Origin of the sequence: Bacillus sp. PS95 (genome assembly GCF_037963565.1) — a bacterium.
GTDB lineage: Bacteria > Bacillota > Bacilli > Bacillales > Bacillaceae > Bacillus > Bacillus subtilis.
Genome location: NZ_CP150160.1, coordinates 2,746,366 through 2,762,814, shown reverse-complemented (window position 1 = coordinate 2,762,814; position 16,449 = coordinate 2,746,366). Strand labels below are relative to the sequence as shown.

General features: G+C 44.3%; 19 protein-coding genes and 1 pseudogene. 13 read left to right on the top strand and 7 right to left on the bottom strand.

Annotation, left to right across the window (positions count from 1 at the left end; genetic code table 11):
* Positions 1–6: 6 nt before the first annotated feature.
* The 4 genes and pseudogenes from NSQ12_RS14420 to NSQ12_RS14405 form a co-directional block, all read right to left on the bottom strand.
* Entirely contained in the window at positions 7–1,461 is a 1,455-nt protein-coding gene (locus tag NSQ12_RS14420) for an alanine/glycine:cation symporter family protein (protein WP_003229701.1), read from the bottom strand.
* 162 nt (positions 1,462–1,623) lie between these two features.
* Positions 1,624–1,764, bottom strand: a complete 141-nt coding sequence (locus NSQ12_RS14415) for a hypothetical protein (protein ID WP_017696343.1) — start codon at positions 1,762–1,764, stop codon at positions 1,624–1,626.
* A 6-nt stretch (positions 1,765–1,770) separates the two neighbouring features.
* The gene (locus NSQ12_RS14410) at positions 1,771–2,139 is read right to left on the bottom strand and encodes a DUF5412 family protein (RefSeq protein WP_308154100.1); all 369 of its coding nucleotides are present in this window, start codon (positions 2,137–2,139) and stop codon (positions 1,771–1,773) included.
* Between the two features lie 3 nt (positions 2,140–2,142).
* Positions 2,143–2,217, bottom strand: a pseudogene (locus NSQ12_RS14405) (hypothetical protein); the annotation flags it as partial.
* 84 nt (positions 2,218–2,301) lie between these two features.
* On the opposite strand from NSQ12_RS14405, the gene NSQ12_RS14400 reads away from it, so the two are divergent.
* Positions 2,302–2,424: a hypothetical protein gene (locus NSQ12_RS14400; protein ID WP_003229707.1), complete on the top strand. Its 123-nt coding sequence runs from the start codon at positions 2,302–2,304 to the stop codon at positions 2,422–2,424.
* A gap of 45 nt (positions 2,425–2,469) precedes the next feature.
* Here NSQ12_RS14400 and NSQ12_RS14395 read toward each other — a convergent pair whose 3' ends face one another.
* The gene (locus NSQ12_RS14395) at positions 2,470–3,117 is read right to left on the bottom strand and encodes a phosphotransferase (RefSeq protein ID WP_003246159.1); all 648 of its coding nucleotides are present in this window, start codon (positions 3,115–3,117) and stop codon (positions 2,470–2,472) included.
* Between the two features lie 237 nt (positions 3,118–3,354).
* On the opposite strand from NSQ12_RS14395, the gene iolG reads away from it, so the two are divergent.
* The 9 genes from iolG (at position 3,355) to yajC (ending at position 10,804) form a co-directional block, all read left to right on the top strand.
* Positions 3,355–4,380: an inositol 2-dehydrogenase gene (iolG, locus tag NSQ12_RS14390; protein WP_339174980.1), complete on the top strand. Its 1,026-nt coding sequence runs from the start codon at positions 3,355–3,357 to the stop codon at positions 4,378–4,380.
* A gap of 70 nt (positions 4,381–4,450) precedes the next feature.
* The gene (locus NSQ12_RS14385; RefSeq protein WP_339174978.1) at positions 4,451–5,758 is read left to right on the top strand and encodes an MFS transporter; all 1,308 of its coding nucleotides are present in this window, start codon (positions 4,451–4,453) and stop codon (positions 5,756–5,758) included.
* Between the two features lie 47 nt (positions 5,759–5,805).
* Positions 5,806–6,318: a sporulation cell-cell signaling protein BofC gene (gene bofC, locus NSQ12_RS14380; protein WP_003229715.1), complete on the top strand. Its 513-nt coding sequence runs from the start codon at positions 5,806–5,808 to the stop codon at positions 6,316–6,318.
* 138 nt (positions 6,319–6,456) lie between these two features.
* Positions 6,457–7,062 carry a Holliday junction branch migration protein RuvA gene (gene ruvA / locus NSQ12_RS14375; protein WP_003229717.1) on the top strand — a complete coding sequence of 202 codons (606 nt, stop codon included), beginning with the start codon at positions 6,457–6,459 and terminating at the stop codon, positions 7,060–7,062.
* Positions 7,063–7,072: 10 nt separating this feature from the next.
* Positions 7,073–8,077 (top strand): Holliday junction branch migration DNA helicase RuvB, encoded by a 1,005-nt coding sequence (gene ruvB / locus NSQ12_RS14370; protein ID WP_003229718.1) that lies wholly within the window; start codon positions 7,073–7,075, stop codon positions 8,075–8,077.
* On the top strand, positions 8,070–8,270 hold the full coding sequence (locus NSQ12_RS14365; RefSeq protein WP_003222669.1) for a DUF2905 domain-containing protein: 201 nt from the start codon (positions 8,070–8,072) through the stop codon (positions 8,268–8,270). Before ruvB ends, NSQ12_RS14365 begins: the two co-directional genes overlap by 8 nt.
* A 29-nt stretch (positions 8,271–8,299) precedes the next feature.
* Positions 8,300–9,328 carry a tRNA preQ1(34) S-adenosylmethionine ribosyltransferase-isomerase QueA gene (gene queA / locus NSQ12_RS14360; protein WP_003229723.1) on the top strand — a complete coding sequence of 343 codons (1,029 nt, stop codon included), beginning with the start codon at positions 8,300–8,302 and terminating at the stop codon, positions 9,326–9,328.
* Positions 9,329–9,354: 26 nt separating this feature from the next.
* Entirely contained in the window at positions 9,355–10,500 is a 1,146-nt protein-coding gene (tgt, locus tag NSQ12_RS14355; protein WP_003229725.1) for a tRNA guanosine(34) transglycosylase Tgt, read from the top strand.
* A gap of 37 nt (positions 10,501–10,537) precedes the next feature.
* Positions 10,538–10,804 (top strand): preprotein translocase subunit YajC, encoded by a 267-nt coding sequence (gene yajC / locus NSQ12_RS14350; protein ID WP_004398708.1) that lies wholly within the window; start codon positions 10,538–10,540, stop codon positions 10,802–10,804.
* A gap of 56 nt (positions 10,805–10,860) precedes the next feature.
* On the opposite strand, the gene NSQ12_RS14345 is transcribed toward yajC, so the two are convergent.
* Positions 10,861–11,250 (bottom strand): TIGR04086 family membrane protein, encoded by a 390-nt coding sequence (locus tag NSQ12_RS14345; RefSeq protein ID WP_031315243.1) that lies wholly within the window; start codon positions 11,248–11,250, stop codon positions 10,861–10,863.
* Between the two features lie 197 nt (positions 11,251–11,447).
* On the opposite strand from NSQ12_RS14345, the gene NSQ12_RS14340 reads away from it, so the two are divergent.
* Positions 11,448–12,104, top strand: a complete 657-nt coding sequence (locus NSQ12_RS14340; RefSeq protein ID WP_015251561.1) for a DUF421 domain-containing protein — start codon at positions 11,448–11,450, stop codon at positions 12,102–12,104.
* Between the two features lie 3 nt (positions 12,105–12,107).
* On the opposite strand, the gene spoVB is transcribed toward NSQ12_RS14340, so the two are convergent.
* On the bottom strand, positions 12,108–13,664 hold the full coding sequence (gene spoVB / locus NSQ12_RS14335; RefSeq protein ID WP_339174976.1) for a stage V sporulation protein B: 1,557 nt from the start codon (positions 13,662–13,664) through the stop codon (positions 12,108–12,110).
* Between the two features lie 115 nt (positions 13,665–13,779).
* Between spoVB and comN the strand changes: the two genes are divergently transcribed.
* On the top strand, positions 13,780–14,076 hold the full coding sequence (gene comN, locus NSQ12_RS14330; protein WP_004398498.1) for a post-transcriptional regulator ComN: 297 nt from the start codon (positions 13,780–13,782) through the stop codon (positions 14,074–14,076).
* A gap of 38 nt (positions 14,077–14,114) precedes the next feature.
* A complete protein-coding gene (secDF, locus tag NSQ12_RS14325) occupies positions 14,115–16,328 on the top strand; it encodes a protein translocase subunit SecDF (protein WP_015714442.1) in 2,214 nt (737 codons plus the stop codon).
* Positions 16,329–16,449: the final 121 nt, after the last annotated feature.

The window sequence follows — 16,449 nt, the reverse complement described above, 5'->3', positions numbered from 1 at the left end:
GTATGTTCAGGAGACACGTTCACTTTCATGAGTGTATTCTTTCTCCCAGAAATCAGCGTTTTTGATACCCAGCGCTTTTGGATCAAAGATCGGGTCTAAGCCCTGCTTCTTTTGGCGCTCATAATCCTTTAAAGCAAGGAGCGCCGGCTTGGCAAGCAGCACAATGGCAATGACGTTCAGCCATACCATAATGCCAAGCCCTGCATCCCCTAATGCCCAAGCAAGTGAAGCTGTTTTCACAGTACCATAGAACGTGGCGGCTAAAATAATCAGTTTTAAGCCAAGCATCGCCCATTTGCTTTCTCTGCCTCGTGCTAAATAGGCGATATTTGTTTCTGCGATGTAGTAATACGCCATAATTGTTGTAAAAGCGAAGAAGAATAAAGCGATGGCAACAAAGCCTGCACCGAATCCGGGAAGAACACTGTCAATTGCCGCTTGTGTGAAACCAGGTCCTGCTTCTACGCCTTTAAGCTGGTGAACGATAAAGGAACCATCTGCAGCCTGGGTATTGTACATGCCGGTAAACAAGATCATGAAAGCTGTAGCGGAACATACAAACAAGGTGTCAATATAAACAGAAAATGCCTGAACCAGTCCCTGCTTGACCGGATGAGAAACCTCTGCAGCAGCTGCCGGATGCGGGCCTGTTCCCTGGCCGGCTTCGTTTGAATAAATGCCACGTTTAACGCCCCAGGAAATCGCCATGCCGATCAAGCCGCCAAAAGCGGAATCCAATGCAAAGGCGCTTTTGAATATTAATGAGAGCACAGCAGGTAATTCAGACACATTCATGACAATAATAATCAAAGACAGCAGGATATATCCAATGGCCATAAATGGAACAATCATTTGCGCCGCACTGGCAATTCGTTTGACGCCGCCAAAAATAATAAACCCTAATAATAAAACCAGACCGCACCCTGTGACGAAAGGAGAGATGCCGAATGCATTTTGGATCCCAGCCGCAATGGAGTTGGACTGTACGCCCGGCATTAGAAAGGCCATTGCAATAAGGGCAGCAGCGGCAAATAAGACGGCAAACCACTTAATGCCTAAGCCTTTTTCTATATAATAAGCAGGGCCGCCCCGATATTGACCGTCTTGTTTCACTTTGTAAATTTGAGCAAGCGTTGATTCTACAAAGGCACTCGCCGCCCCGATAAAGGCAATCGCCCACATCCAGAACACTGCACCGGGTCCGCCGAATGCAATTGCTGTCGCCACTCCCGCGATGTTTCCTGTGCCCACACGGCCGGACAGCGCAATCGATAACGCTTGGAAAGATGAAACGCCGGCTTCAGAGCTCTTGCCTTTGAACATCTGAACAATCATTTCTTTTAAATGTCGGACTTGTAAAAAACGGGTCATAATTGAAAAGGCGAATCCAATTCCCAATAAAATATAAATGACGGGCGTACTCCATAAGACCGCATTCAAACTAGCAACAAAATCTGCCATCAAGCTTCCCCCTCACTTCAAATTCGAATACATGTATAAAAAGGATTTTGGTCTAATCGAACTATTTCTACAATCGATTTGTCACATTATATGACCTGTAATTATCAATAAGAAGAGGAAGGGAAAAGAAAAAACGCGGCGTATCGACTACGCTGCGTTTTTCTACAGAGGCAAACTTATGGCAATTGTTATAAAATCCTTCAGCAACAAATAGCCTAGTTCAGTCAAACCGTATATAAAGGATAAAGCAATCACAAAATGATTGAAATGCTTGTCATCATTTGTTCCGTTTATCTTATTCATGTTTCATCACCTCGCTGACGCCTGCGGCGGTTCTTCACGGATCCAATGATCATCTTTTCGCCAATCATACGTTTCACCAGTATCAAGATGTAAAGTCTGATTGCCGATTTTCACTGTATTGTGATTGATCCACGTCACTGCTGGGCGGCTGTCTGGGTAATTCCAGTAGATTGTTCTCTTGACAAGTGTTTTTTCATTTACAAGTTCACCTCTGGCTGCATCTAAGCTCAAGGTGTTTTCGGATACATAAGTGTTTAACGTATAGCTGCCGTCCGGCGATTCAACCGATTGGACGAGATTGCCTTTCGGAACGTTTTTTAGTGAAAATAACATCCAATAGATGGCGCCGCCGAAGAAGACCAGCAGGGCAAACATAATAAGCGGGATGTTGCTGCGTGTCTTAATGTGACTCTCTCCCTTTTTTTCTCTCATTTTACTATATATCGGATTCATATGATCTTTACATTTCTTTAAAATTACCTTAATAAAGCAATGATAAGATGAAATAAAGCCAATAAAGGGTGAGGGGAGACAGAAATGGAGAAAACGTATTGTCATTCCGGCGAGAAGGACCCAGAAGCGGTCTACTTAACTGTGAGAGGCTATCGAATTAAGCTGTCGCCTGAACAAATGAAACTGATTTCTGCCGTCAGAAAGTAAAAAATACATGATAAAGGCAGCCGCTTGTGCGGCTGCCTTTTTGATTTAAGAATATTTTCTTTTCCGCTGTGCGAAATGCTTTTGAAACCAATCTTTCTTATATAAAAATGCGATGATCTCCAGCCAAAAACCCGGAATCTTTTTGGGGAATATCGGTTTTTTGTAGAGTGCATGATATGCGGATTTTAAGTCGTCCCACTGCGTGCATGTTTTTGTCTGCTCAAATCTCGCAACATCAATCACCCGCACCGCCCCGGTTTCTGTCAATATCAGATTCCGCAAATGAATATCTGACGGGTTCAGTCCGGCTGCCCGGGCGTCAGAAAGCGCTTCTTCAACCTGCTGAATCATGTCATCACTGATTGCAATGCCTTTCTTCAGACAGTTATAAAAGGTTTCACCTTTAATATATTCCATGAGAATAAATGAATCGCCAGTTTCGTAAATGTCAGGATAGAATGCGGACCCGGCTAATTTTTCATAGATCGCTGCTTCTTTGACTGCTGTCGCTTGATATTCCGGAAAAAATACTTTCAGCGCCATTTTTCGACCGCCTTCTGTTAAGGCAAACACATAGGCGCTTCTTCCCTTGCCGATTAGTGTTAATTCCTCGGATTTCTCTTTGACTTTATCAAATCTGCTGTTCTTGCGGTATATGACGGTATGGGCCAGTGCCTCTGCTTTTGTCAGCATTTCATTCACCTTCTTTGCTCTATTTTATGCAGCTGTTTATAGGAAAATCATAAACTGTTCAGGAAAAAGAGCCTAATTCTAGTGTATCTGGTCTTGAAGAAGAAGGCTACTTATAAGCATGAATTGTGATAAAAGAGACATAGAACGTTTAATTTCCATTCTTGAAAAGCGCTTACAAATGGGATAGTATTAATTTTAAATAAAGCGCTTTCGTGAATGATCAAGGGGGAAGAAGCCATGACAAAACAGATTGTGACAGGGATTATCGGTGCAGGCCGCATCGGCAAACTTCATGTTCAAAATATAAGCCGGATTCCTCACATGAAAATAAAAGCAGTCTCTGACATTCAGGCAAGCCGTATAAAAAGCTGGGCCGACAGTCATCAGATTGAATACATAACCTCTGATTATCGTGATTTATTACATGATCCTGATATTGATGCTATTTTTATTTGCTCTCCTACAGCCGTACATGCACAGATGATCAAAGAAGCAGCCGAGGCGAAAAAGCATATATTTTGTGAGAAGCCCGTTAGTTTCTCTCTGGACGAAACGAGTGAAGCGCTTGCGGCTGTCCGGAAACACGGTGTAACACTTCAAGTCGGATTTAACCGCCGCTTTGATCCTCATTTTAAGAAAATCAAAACGATTGTTGAAAATGGTGAAATTGGTACACCTCATTTATTAAAAATCACGTCCCGGGACCCAGAACCCCCGAATATAGATTATGTCCGTACGTCAGGCGGATTGTTTATGGATATGTCGATCCATGATTTTGATATGGCCAGATATATTATGGGAAGCGAAGTGACGGAAGTGTATGCCAAAGGGGCGGCTTTGGTGAATCCTTCTTTTGCGGAGCTGGGTGATATTGATACAGCTGTTATTACACTGACTTTTGAAAACGGTGCCATGGCTGTGATTGATAACAGCCGCCAAGCTGTGTACGGATATGACCAGCGGGTTGAGGTTTTCGGGACGAAAGGCTTTGCAGCGGCTGACAATAGCAGGCCGACAACGGTTGAGGTGTCAACAGCTGATTTTGTGATGAAGGATAAACCGCATTTCTTTTTCCTTGAACGCTATAAGGATTCATATGAGGAGGAGATTCTCCGTTTTGCAGAAGCGATCGGCACAAACCAGGAGACTCCCTGCACCGGCAATGACGGTTTACAGGCCGGAAGGATCGCCAGAGCAGCACAGCAATCGCTTGCTTTTGGCATGCCTGTCAGCATTGAGCACACTGAAAAAATCGCTTTTTAATCTAACAGGATTACAATTCAGCAAGCTTGGGTATATACTCCATTGATACTTTAAGTAGGCGGTGGAGAAAATGAATACAGTACATGCTAAAGGAAATGTTTTGAACAAAATCGGAATTCCTTCTCACATGGTTTGGGGTTATATTGGCGTTGTCATCTTTATGGTTGGAGACGGCCTCGAACAAGGCTGGCTGTCTCCTTTTCTCGTTGATCATGGTCTCAGTATGCAGCAATCCGCATCGTTATTTACCATGTACGGCATTGCTGTCACCATCTCAGCTTGGCTTTCAGGAACGTTTGTCCAAACTTTGGGGCCGAGAAAAACGATGACTGTCGGATTGCTTGCATTTATCCTCGGTTCGGCCGCTTTTATCGGCTGGGCGATTCCTCATATGTATTATCCGGCTCTCTTGGGCAGCTATGCTCTTAGAGGCTTGGGATATCCGCTGTTTGCATACTCTTTTCTCGTATGGGTGTCATACAGCACCTCTCAAAATATTCTCGGCAAAGCCGTCGGCTGGTTTTGGTTTATGTTTACGTGCGGCCTTAACGTGCTGGGCCCGTTCTATTCCAGCTATGCAGTTCCGGCCTTTGGAGAAATCAATACGCTTTGGAGCGCTTTACTGTTTGTGGCGGCAGGCGGAATTCTTGCCTTATTTTTTAACAAAGATAAATTTACTCCGATACAAAAACAAGATCAGCCGAAATGGAAAGAACTGTCGAAGGCATTTACGATTATGTTTGAAAACCCTAAGGTAGGCATCGGCGGAGTGGTCAAGACGATTAATGCGATAGGACAATTTGGATTTGCCATCTTTCTTCCTACTTATTTAGCACGATACGGGTATTCGGTTTCGGAATGGCTGCAAATATGGGGGACGCTGTTTTTTGTGAATATTGTGTTTAATATCATTTTCGGTGCAGTCGGAGATAAACTTGGCTGGCGCAATACGGTCATGTGGTTTGGCGGTGTCGGATGCGGTATTTTTACGCTGGCGCTGTATTACACGCCTCAGCTGATCGGGCATCAGTATTGGGTGCTCATGATTATCGCCTGCTGCTACGGCGCGGCTTTAGCAGGGTACGTTCCATTAAGCGCGCTTTTGCCGACGCTTGCACCTGATAATAAAGGTGCTGCCATGTCAGTGTTGAATTTGGGATCTGGTTTATGTGCGTTTATCGCGCCGGGCATCGTGAGTCTTTTCATTGGGCCGCTCGGTGCAGGCGGCGTGATTTGGATCTTTGCGGCATTGTATTTTTTCAGTGCCTTTCTGACGCGATTCTTGACAATTTCTGAGCAAAGCACAGATGTGTATACGGAGGAACGGTTTGTCAGGGAAAATGTGCAGACAAATTTTGATAAAACGGTTAAGCAGTAGCCTCTTTGGTCAAACTAATCATAAACGTGTGCAAAGAGGTGTAGAGGGTGAAACGATTCAGCACGGCGTATCTTTTGCTGGGCATTCTTTGCTCAGCGGCAGTATTTTTAATAGGAGCTCCTTCCCGCGCACTTGGCGCGGAAGTGGAGCACTATGAGCCGCTGCAGGTGCATGTGCAGCTTGAAAAGGTGTATTTGGACGGCGATGTCAGCATTGAGCATAAGCATGAAAAAGTGTTTTCTATGGATGATTTTTGGGCAGCTTATGCCGGGTGGACGCTTGTGGAACAAAAAAAGGGATATGTGCTCTTCCGGAAGCAAATGGACGATATATCTCCGCTCAGCAAGGTCAACGGGTATATCGGTGTATCGGATAATGGAGTGATTTCCACTTTTCATGGGCGGCCTGAGCCAGCTTCCGAACCAATTCAGTCTTTTTTTCAAATTGATTTAGAAAGGCTGGAAAGCCATATGCAAAAAAATCTGCTGAAAGGCATTCCATTTCGGACAAAAGCGGAGTTTGAGGATGTCATCGAACATATGAAGACATACAGCGGGTAACGTCCGCTGATTGAAGACATGTATTCATGTCTTTTTTTTCGTGAAAGAATGAGAGAGAAGCGAACATATGTTAACTTTTCTATAAGACTTTGGCTGTTTTTATGGTACAATGAAGAACAGTCAAAGAGGTGAATTTGCGTGATTGAATTTGTTAAAGGGACGATTGATTATGTATCTCCCCAATATATTGTCATAGAGAACGGCGGCATCGGCTATCAGATTTTCACGCCGAATCCGTTTATATATAAGGAGAGAAGCCAAGAAACGATTTTTACATACCATCATATCAGAGAGGATGCTTTTTCGCTTTACGGTTTTTCAACAAGAGAGGAGAAGGCGCTCTTTACAAAGCTGTTAAACGTGACCGGAATTGGCCCGAAAGGAGCACTTGCCATCTTGGGATCGGGTGATCCCGGAGCGGTCATCCAAGCAATTGAAAATGAAGATGAAGCTTTTTTGGTCAAGTTTCCTGGAGTAGGAAAGAAAACCGCACGCCAGATTATTCTAGATTTAAAAGGAAAGCTGGCAGATGTTGTGCCTGAAATGATTGAAAATCTGTTTAATCATGAAGAAAGGCTTGAAAAGCAAACAGCGGAAACGGCTCTTGAAGAAGCGCTTGAAGCCCTCAGGGTTCTCGGATATGCTGAAAAAGAAATCAAAAAGGTGCTTCCTCACCTTAAAGAAGAAATTGGGCTGACAACAGACCAATATGTGAAAAAAGCATTACAAAAACTATTAAAGTAAGGTGATGTTCATGGATGAACGGCTCGTCTCAAGTGAAGCAGACAACCATGAATCAGTGATAGAGCAAAGCCTGAGGCCGCAAAATCTGGCACAGTATATCGGGCAGCATAAGGTAAAAGAAAATTTGCGCGTGTTTATAGATGCGGCGAAAATGAGACAGGAGACGCTGGATCATGTTCTTCTGTACGGGCCGCCCGGACTCGGAAAAACAACGCTTGCTTCGATTGTTGCTAATGAAATGGGAGTGGAATTGCGGACGACCTCAGGGCCTGCGATTGAAAGGCCTGGTGATTTGGCTGCTATATTAACGGCGCTGGAACCGGGAGATGTATTATTTATTGATGAAATACATAGGCTGCACAGATCGATCGAAGAGGTGCTTTATCCTGCAATGGAAGACTTTTGCCTGGACATTGTGATTGGCAAAGGCCCATCTGCCCGCTCGGTTCGGCTCGACCTTCCGCCTTTTACGCTGGTGGGAGCCACGACGAGGGTGGGGCTTTTGACGGCTCCTTTAAGAGACAGATTCGGCGTCATGTCTCGCCTTGAGTACTATACACAAGAAGAACTGGCGGATATTGTCACAAGAACCGCTGATGTATTCGAGGTTGAGATTGATAAACCGTCGGCGCTTGAAATTGCAAGAAGATCGAGAGGGACGCCCCGCGTGGCGAACCGCCTGCTGAGAAGGGTGCGCGATTTCGCCCAAGTGCTGGGTGACAGCAGGATTACGGAAGACATTTCTCAGAATGCGCTGGAGCGGCTTCAGGTTGACCGCCTCGGTTTGGATCATATTGATCATAAGCTGCTGATGGGCATGATCGAAAAATTCAACGGCGGCCCAGTAGGCCTTGATACGATTTCAGCTACCATCGGCGAGGAATCGCATACGATTGAAGACGTATATGAACCATATCTGCTGCAAATTGGATTTATACAAAGAACGCCGCGTGGAAGGATCGTGACACCGGCCGTTTATCATCATTTCCAAATGGAGGCTCCCCGATATGACTGAATTTCCTAAGATCATTATGATTCTTGGTGCTGTTTTGCTTATTATCGGAGCAGTTTTGCATTTTGTCGGCAAGATGCCGGGAGATATTTTTGTAAAAAAAGGAAATGTTACGTTTTTCTTCCCGGTTGTCACTTGTATTATTATAAGTGTGGTATTATCAATTTTGCTCAATCTTTTTGGCAGAATGAAATAACAAAAGACTAGAATAAAGGTGAAATCATCATGAAAGTCGATTTATTTGATTTTGAACTACCAGAACGTTTAATTGCACAAGTACCGTTGGAGCAGCGTGATGCTTCAAGGCTGATGGTGCTCGATAAACATACAGGAGAGCTTACTGACAGCTCGTTTAAACACATTATCAGCTTCTTTAACGAAGGCGATTGTCTAGTCCTGAACAATACCCGGGTACTGCCTGCGCGGTTATTCGGCACAAAAGAGGATACCGGCGCGAAAGTGGAACTTCTTTTGTTGAAACAGGAAACCGGTGATAAATGGGAAACACTTGCCAAACCGGCGAAACGGGTGAAAAAAGGAACTGTTGTCACATTTGGAGACGGAAGATTGAAGGCAATCTGCACGGAAGAGCTTGAGCACGGCGGCAGAAAGATGGAATTTCAATATGACGGTATTTTCTACGAGGTGCTTGAATCCCTTGGAGAGATGCCGCTCCCTCCATATATCAAAGAACAGCTTGATGACAAAGAGCGCTACCAGACAGTGTATTCAAAAGAAATCGGCTCTGCTGCTGCGCCTACAGCTGGCCTTCACTTCACGGAAGAAATCTTACAGCAGCTGAAAGACAAAGGCGTGCAAATTGAGTTCATCACACTGCACGTAGGCCTTGGAACGTTTCGCCCTGTGAGTGCCGATGAAGTGGAAGAGCATAATATGCACGCAGAGTTTTATCAAATGTCAGAAGAAACGGCTGCAGCCTTAAACAAAGTAAGAGAAAATGGCGGTCGGATCATTTCTGTCGGCACGACCTCGACACGCACGCTTGAGACGATTGCCGGGGAACATGACGGGCAATTTAAAGCATCAAGCGGCTGGACATCTATTTTTATTTATCCGGGCTATGAATTTAAAGCCATTGACGGAATGATTACAAACTTCCATTTGCCGAAATCGTCATTGATTATGCTGGTCAGCGCGCTTGCTGGAAGAGAAAACATTCTGCGTGCCTATAACCATGCAGTGGAAGAGGAATACCGTTTCTTCAGCTTCGGAGACGCGATGCTGATTATATAATTTGAGAACAGGAGGCCTCATCAAAAGTGGCTGAACAACCAATACGCTATGAATTTATAAAAGAATGCAAACAAACAGGAGCGCGGCTGGGCAAAGTGCATACGCCTCACGGCTCCTTCGAAACGCCGGTTTTTATGCCGGTCGGCACACTGGCGACAGTCAAAACAATGTCGCCTGAAGAGCTGAAAGCAATGGATGCAGGCATCATTTTGAGCAACACTTATCATCTATGGCTTCGTCCGGGCCAAGACATTGTCAAAGAAGCGGGCGGGCTCCATAAATTTATGAACTGGGACCGCGCAATTTTAACCGATTCAGGCGGTTTTCAGGTCTTTTCTTTAAGCAAGTTTCGTAATATAGAGGAAGAGGGTGTCCATTTCCGCAATCATCTAAATGGAGACAAGCTGTTTTTATCTCCGGAAAAAGCGATGGAGATCCAAAACGCACTCGGCTCTGATATTATGATGGCGTTTGATGAATGCCCGCCATACCCGGCGGAGTACGACTACATGAAGAGGTCAGTTGAGCGGACAAGCCGTTGGGCGGAACGCTGCCTGAATGCCCACAATCGTCAGGATGAACAAGGGCTGTTTGGTATTGTACAAGGCGGAGAATATGAAGATCTGCGGACACAAAGTGCGAAGGACTTGATTTCGCTTGATTTTCCGGGATATGCTATAGGCGGATTGTCTGTAGGTGAACCGAAGGATGTCATGAACCGTGTACTCGAATTTACAACACCGCTCTTGCCGAAGGATAAACCGAGATATCTGATGGGAGTAGGTTCTCCGGATGCACTGATCGACGGAGCGATCCGCGGGGTCGATATGTTTGACTGTGTGCTGCCTACACGGATTGCAAGAAACGGCACAGTGTTTACTGCTGAAGGACGACTCAATATGAAAAATGCGAAATTTGAAAGAGACTTCCGTCCGATTGATGAAGAGTGTGATTGCTATACATGTAAAAACTACACTCGCGCGTACATTAGGCACTTGATTCGCTGTAATGAAACATTCGGCCTTCGATTAACAACTTACCATAACCTTCATTTTCTGTTACACTTAATGGAGCAGGTAAGACAGGCTATTCGCGAGGATCGTCTGGGTGATTTCAGAGAAGAGTTCTTTGAGCGTTACGGCTATAACAAGCCAAATGCGAAAAGCTTCTAAATAAAACATAACAGGCTTACAGAAAGGGGTGAAAATGATGACTGGTACTTTAGGTACATTGGTTCCTATTATTTTAATGTTTGCGGTCCTTTACTTCTTGCTGATTCGTCCTCAGCAAAAGCAGCAAAAGGCTGTACGCCAAATGCAAGAGGAACTGAAAAAAGGCGATTCAGTAGTGACAATCGGGGGATTGCACGGTACTGTTGACTCTATCGACGAAAGCAAAGTCGTAATTAAGACTGGTGATAACACACGTCTTACGTTCGACCGCCGCGCGATCAGAGAAGTTTCTGCTGCTGAATAACAGCAGGAGCTATACATAGCAAACAAAAAAGAGTGGGCAAGTGAGCCCGCTCTTTTTTATGTGGAAGACCTGTTTCCCCTCATGTTCACGCCGAAAATCCCGCCCAGCATGCACACCCCTAAAAATCCCAGATGGAAGATCAGCTGTTCTGCTGTAAATGTCTTTCCGAATCCTAAATACTGAAACAATAAGATAATCAGAGAAAAACTTAAGGCAGTCAATGCTCCAATCATCCAGCCTCTTTCCTTGCCTTTCCCGCCTGAAATGAACCCGCCGATAAATAAAGAGAGAAATGAGATAGCTGTGATCAGCCAGTTAAATGATGATTCTTCCAGCGAGGTTGCGGTCAATAAAAGTGAAACCGCCAAACTTGTCAGGAGCATGGCTGCAAATATGGCGATTAAGCCGTAAAGAATGCCTTTTCCAACTTGTTTCGTTTCCTCCATGATTGTCTCCTCTCTGCCTGTATTAAAAGGCTTCTGTTCTTTTTGTTCAAAACCGTCAGACATGCTGATGGCTCGTCTTTGTAAAAATGTATTCCCTTATCCCTTGAATTAGACGTAAAAGCTTTGTGAAATGCAATCGGTTTTTCTTACATAAATTGATCATTTTGTTGCAACCTATAATGAGTTGGAGGTGCATGATGGAAGAGCTTCTCACTATTGCGTTTCGCACAGTCGTATTGTATTTTGTGATATTGGTCATTTTTCGTTTCATGGGCAAACGGGAGATCGGAGAGCTTAGTATTTTAGATCTCGTTGTCTTTATCATGATGGCTGAAATTGCCGTTTTAGCCATAGAAAACGTAGACGATCATCTATTTCATACCATTTTGCCAATGCTTGTATTAATGATCATTCAAGTGACTTTGGCATACTTTTCTTTAAAAAACCGAAAAGTCCGCCAGCTTCTTGACGGTAAGCCGACCATAATTATCAAATATGGAAAAATTGACGAAGAAGCCATGAAATCACAGCGATATAATTTTGATGATTTAATGGTTCAACTCAGAGAAAATAGCGTCGACAGAGTAGCTGACGTATCATTTGCCATATTAGAGCCGTCGGGCAAACTGACTATTGTAAAGAAAGAAAATAGCGGAGAGCATCGGCAGCTCGAAATGCCGCTCATTATAGACGGCTTCATTCAAACAGAAAACCTGTCCAGAATCAGTAAAGATAAAAAATGGCTGCTTGAAAGTTTGCAAAAACACGGATACACAAACCCTTCAGATATTTCATTTTGCTCGTTTACAGACGGAGAATTATTTATTGATGAAAAAGATGGGCACCGCCCGTAACCGTTATCGGACGATTAGACGTCCGATAATGGGAATGCGGCGAAGCTCATCTTTTTTAATTAAACGGAAAACGAGCAGGAGGATTATATAAATGGCGGCGCTCACCGCAATCCATCCGGCTAGATTGACAGCCTCAGATGCTCCAAAGCTTATATATTGTTTGATGGCGGAGCTGATAAATCCGCAAATTACAATAACAGCGAAGCTGAGCGCATACTCCTTGATTTTGATGCTGATCGGCAGCACTTTGCTTACGGTTGCTGCGTGCAATAGCGTGACGAGCACCATGCCTGTCACAATGGCTAATGCCGCGCCCATAATGCCAAGAGAAGGCCTTGTGGCAAGGACAAAAATAAGGCCTGTTTTGACAAGCGCTCCGATTAAGCTGTTCATCATCGCAGCTCCAGCCAAATTAAGCGCCTGCAGCACAGCTTGAAGCGGGCCTTGGAAATAATAAAGCAGAAAAAATGGGGCCATTACTTTTATAAATACAGCTGCGCCTGAGGAACCGTACATCACTCTCATCAGCTCATCTGCAAATACAAATAAAATAACAACTGAAATGCCTCCGCTGAGCAGACAGAGACGCATCGCCTGTTCCAAGCGGTATTCCACCACCTGCAATTTTTTCTGCTCCATTCCTTCACTGATCGCAGGAACAAGCGCGGTCGACAAAGAATATGTAATAAAGCTGGGCAGAGTCAGCAGCGTCATGGCAAAGCCGGTCAGTTCCCCGTATTGCTTTGTTGCGGCAACTGTTGCCACACCGGCGATGGCAAGGCTTTGAGCGACGACGATTGGCTCGAAAAACCAAGAGAGGTTTCCGATAAAGCGGCTCCCGGTCGTTGGAAGGGACACGCTCATTAATTGGGTAAAGGTTTGTTTTCCGTTTTTAATTGACTGGAAAAAATGCTTTCTGATTTTAATTGTCTTTTTATACTTAAAGCAAACGAATAAATAAAGAAGTGATGCCAGCTCCCCTGCCACTGAGGATAGCATTGCCCCCGCTGCAGCATATTCAATTCCGTAAGGGAGAAAAATCGTTGTGCAGACAGCCACGAGTGAAATGCGGACGACCTGTTCAAGGACTTGTGACATAGCAAGCGGGTTCATATTCTGTTTTCCTTGAAAGTATCCCCTCAGCACACTCGATATAGCAATAATCGGCACAATCGGCGTAATGGCCAAGAGCGGATACAGTGTTCGCTTATCTGTCAGCATCGTTTCAGCCATAACCGGGGCGAAAAACAGAAACAGCGGTGTAAAGATGAGGCTGAGCACTCCCGTGATGGTCAGAGACATGACTAAAATATTTTTCGTTTTTTGATGATCTCCGCGCGCACTGGCTTCAGCGACTAGCTTACTGATCGCGACCGGCAGACCGAATTGAGTTAATGTAGTGGCCAAGAAGAAGGTAGGCGCCGCCATCATGTAAAGCCCGACTCCTTCTTCACCGATAAAACGGGCGATAACCACCCGGTTGACAAACCCGAGCATTCTTGTAACCATTCCTGCTGCGATAAGGATAAGAGTGCCCTTTAAAAACGTCTGTTTCGCCATTTTTACCCCCTGCCTTCTCAAACTACCTGGAATCATATACAATAAAGATATGCGTATATATCGTCCAAGCATGACAAGTCTTCTTGAAAAACAATAAAAAAGGAGCGTGGAATTCGTGGAGAAGCATCCAGCCGATCTATATAAAGACCACGTCAGGCCGTTTCTTTACAGCAAACTGGAAGAGTTTAAGATTCTCGGGTATGATGATGTTGAACTCGAAAGTTTGTGGTCATACTTAACAGATAAGAAGTGGAAAAAGAAAACGGAACTGAGCATTTATGAACTGGCGAGTGATATTTTATCAGTGAAAATTGGCGAATTTATGAACTATGCAACCGTTGAGTCATTTAAAACGTCTAATTGGCTGGGCAGTGAAGAGGGCCAGGAAGCATTGGAAGAACTGCTGAGATAGCAGGTTGATTCGCACAGGTTTAAGGGAGGATATACATAATGAAAAAAGGACGCTTGATTGCGTTTTTCCTTTTCGTTCTATTGATTGGCACGGGCTTGGGCTACTTTACGAAGCCTGCCGCTAACAATATTACGTTAGGATTGGATTTGCAAGGCGGATTTGAGGTGCTGTATGATGTACAGCCTGTAAAAAAAGGTGACAAAATCACAAAAGATGTTCTGGTCAGCACAGTAGAGGCATTGAACCGCCGGGCCAATGTTCTCGGTGTCAGCGAACCGAACATCCAAATTGAAGGGAATAACCGGATTCGCGTTCAGCTCGCTGGTGTGACAAACCAAAACAGAGCGCGTGAAATTTTGGCGACTGAAGCGCAGCTTTCTTTCAGAGATACGAATGACAAAGAATTGCTGAATGGCTCTGACCTCGTCGAAAACGGAGCTAAACAAACGTATGACGCCAAAACAAATGAACCGATTGTCAGCATTAAACTGAAAGATGCTGATAAATTCGGCGAAGTGACCAAAAAGGTCATGAAAATGGCGCCAAACAACCAGCTTGTTATTTGGATGGATTACGAAAAAGGGGACTCCTTTAAAAAAGAGGTTCAAAAAGAGCACCCTAAATATGTATCCGCCCCAAATGTAAGTCAGGAATTAAACACAACTGATGTTACAATTGAAGGGCAATTTACGGTTCAAGAAGCAAAAGATTTAGCCAGCATTTTAAATGCAGGCGCACTTCCTGTGAAACTGACTGAAAAATATTCGACATCAGTAGGCGCACAATTCGGCCAGCAGGCTCTCCATGATACGGTGTTTGCCGGTATTGTCGGTATCGCAATTATTTTCTTATTTATGCTTTTCTATTACCGTCTGCCGGGATTAATCGCGGTGATTACGCTGTCTGTTTATATCTACATTACACTCCAGATCTTTGACTGGATGAATGCCGTACTCACGCTTCCGGGAATTGCCGCTCTCATTTTAGGTGTCGGGATGGCTGTTGACGCCAACATTATTACCTATGAGCGGATTAAAGAAGAGCTCAAGCTAGGAAAGTCAGTCCGCTCTGCCTTCCGTTCAGGAAACAGACGGTCATTTGCGACGATTTTTGACGCGAATATTACAACCATTATTGCAGCGGTTGTGCTCTTTATCTTTGGGACAAGCTCTGTTAAAGGGTTTGCGACAATGCTGATCCTATCGATTTTGACAAGCTTTATCACTGCCGTTTTCTTATCGAGATTTCTCCTCGCTCTCCTTGTGGAAAGCAGATGGCTTGATCGGAAAAAAGGCTGGTTTGGTGTCAATAAGAAACATATCATGGATATTCAGGATACGGATGAAAATACAGAGCCGCATACGCCATTCCAAAAATGGGATTTCACGAGCAAACGCAAATACTTCTTTATTTTCTCCAGTGCGGTCACGGTTGCCGGGATTATTATCCTGCTTGTGTTCAGGCTGAATCTTGGCATTGACTTTGCAAGCGGTGCACGGATTGAAGTACAAAGCGACCATAAGCTGACGACAGAGCAAGTTGAGAAGGATTTTGAATCTCTGGGTATGGACCCTGATACTGTAGTTCTGTCAGGCGAAAAGAGCAATATCGGTGTTGCCCGTTTTGTCGGGGTGCCAGATAAAGAAACCATAGCAAAAGTAAAAACGTATTTTAAAGACAAATACGGGTCTGAGCCAAATGTCAGCACAGTTTCACCGACAGTCGGTAAGGAGCTGGCGAGAAATGCGCTGTACGCAGTTGCTATAGCTTCTATTGGCATCATTATTTACGTTTCAATCCGATTCGAATACAAAATGGCGATTGCTGCCATTGCTTCATTGCTATATGACGCATTCTTTATCGTCACATTCTTCAGTATTACAAGGCTTGAAGTAGATGTTACGTTCATCGCGGCCATCTTGACGATAATCGGGTATTCCATTAACGATACAATCGTTACATTTGACAGGGTCCGCGAGCATATGAAAAAGCGTAAGCCGAAAACATTTGCCGATCTGAACCATATAGTAAACCTGAGCCTGCAGCAAACCTTTACACGTTCAATTAACACTGTATTAACCGTTGTGATTGTTGTTGTGACATTGCTGATCTTTGGAGCATCTTCTATTACTAACTTCTCAATTGCTTTATTGGTCGGGCTGTTAACAGGCGTTTATTCTTCTCTATACATTGCCGCACAAATTTGGCTTGCATGGAAAGGAAGAGAACTGAAAAAAGATTCGGCACAATAAAAAATATCAGGCTGTCCTCTGCAGGGCAGCCTGTTTTTTGAAGTTTCATTGAACTTAAAATAGACATTTGCTATAATGACATACGCTTACATTTAAACATATATATGGTGTTAAAAGTGTT

What these genes read in the sequence shown, in the direction of transcription:
- spoVB (WP_339174976.1), bottom strand. Translation starts at nt 13,664, where the DNA reads ATGGCGAAACAGACGTTTTTAAAGGGCACTCTTATCCTTATCGCAGCA.
- yajC (WP_004398708.1), top strand. Translation starts at nt 10,538, where the DNA reads ATGACTGGTACTTTAGGTACATTGGTTCCTATTATTTTAATGTTTGCG.
- iolG (WP_339174980.1), top strand. Translation starts at nt 3,355, where the DNA reads ATGACAAAACAGATTGTGACAGGGATTATCGGTGCAGGCCGCATCGGC.
- secDF (WP_015714442.1), top strand. Translation starts at nt 14,115, where the DNA reads ATGAAAAAAGGACGCTTGATTGCGTTTTTCCTTTTCGTTCTATTGATT.
- NSQ12_RS14345 (WP_031315243.1), bottom strand. Translation starts at nt 11,250, where the DNA reads ATGGAGGAAACGAAACAAGTTGGAAAAGGCATTCTTTACGGCTTAATC.
- NSQ12_RS14395 (WP_003246159.1), bottom strand. Translation starts at nt 3,117, where the DNA reads ATGCTGACAAAAGCAGAGGCACTGGCCCATACCGTCATATACCGCAAG.
- NSQ12_RS14340 (WP_015251561.1), top strand. Translation starts at nt 11,448, where the DNA reads ATGGAAGAGCTTCTCACTATTGCGTTTCGCACAGTCGTATTGTATTTT.
- NSQ12_RS14410 (WP_308154100.1), bottom strand. Translation starts at nt 2,139, where the DNA reads ATGTTTGCCCTGCTGGTCTTCTTCGGCGGCGCCATCTATTGGATGTTA.
- ruvB (WP_003229718.1), top strand. Translation starts at nt 7,073, where the DNA reads ATGGATGAACGGCTCGTCTCAAGTGAAGCAGACAACCATGAATCAGTG.
- NSQ12_RS14365 (WP_003222669.1), top strand. Translation starts at nt 8,070, where the DNA reads ATGACTGAATTTCCTAAGATCATTATGATTCTTGGTGCTGTTTTGCTT.
- NSQ12_RS14420 (WP_003229701.1), bottom strand. Translation starts at nt 1,461, where the DNA reads ATGGCAGATTTTGTTGCTAGTTTGAATGCGGTCTTATGGAGTACGCCC.
- NSQ12_RS14400 (WP_003229707.1), top strand. Translation starts at nt 2,302, where the DNA reads ATGGAGAAAACGTATTGTCATTCCGGCGAGAAGGACCCAGAAGCGGTC.
- queA (WP_003229723.1), top strand. Translation starts at nt 8,300, where the DNA reads ATGAAAGTCGATTTATTTGATTTTGAACTACCAGAACGTTTAATTGCA.
- NSQ12_RS14385 (WP_339174978.1), top strand. Translation starts at nt 4,451, where the DNA reads ATGAATACAGTACATGCTAAAGGAAATGTTTTGAACAAAATCGGAATT.
- NSQ12_RS14415 (WP_017696343.1), bottom strand. Translation starts at nt 1,764, where the DNA reads ATGAATAAGATAAACGGAACAAATGATGACAAGCATTTCAATCATTTT.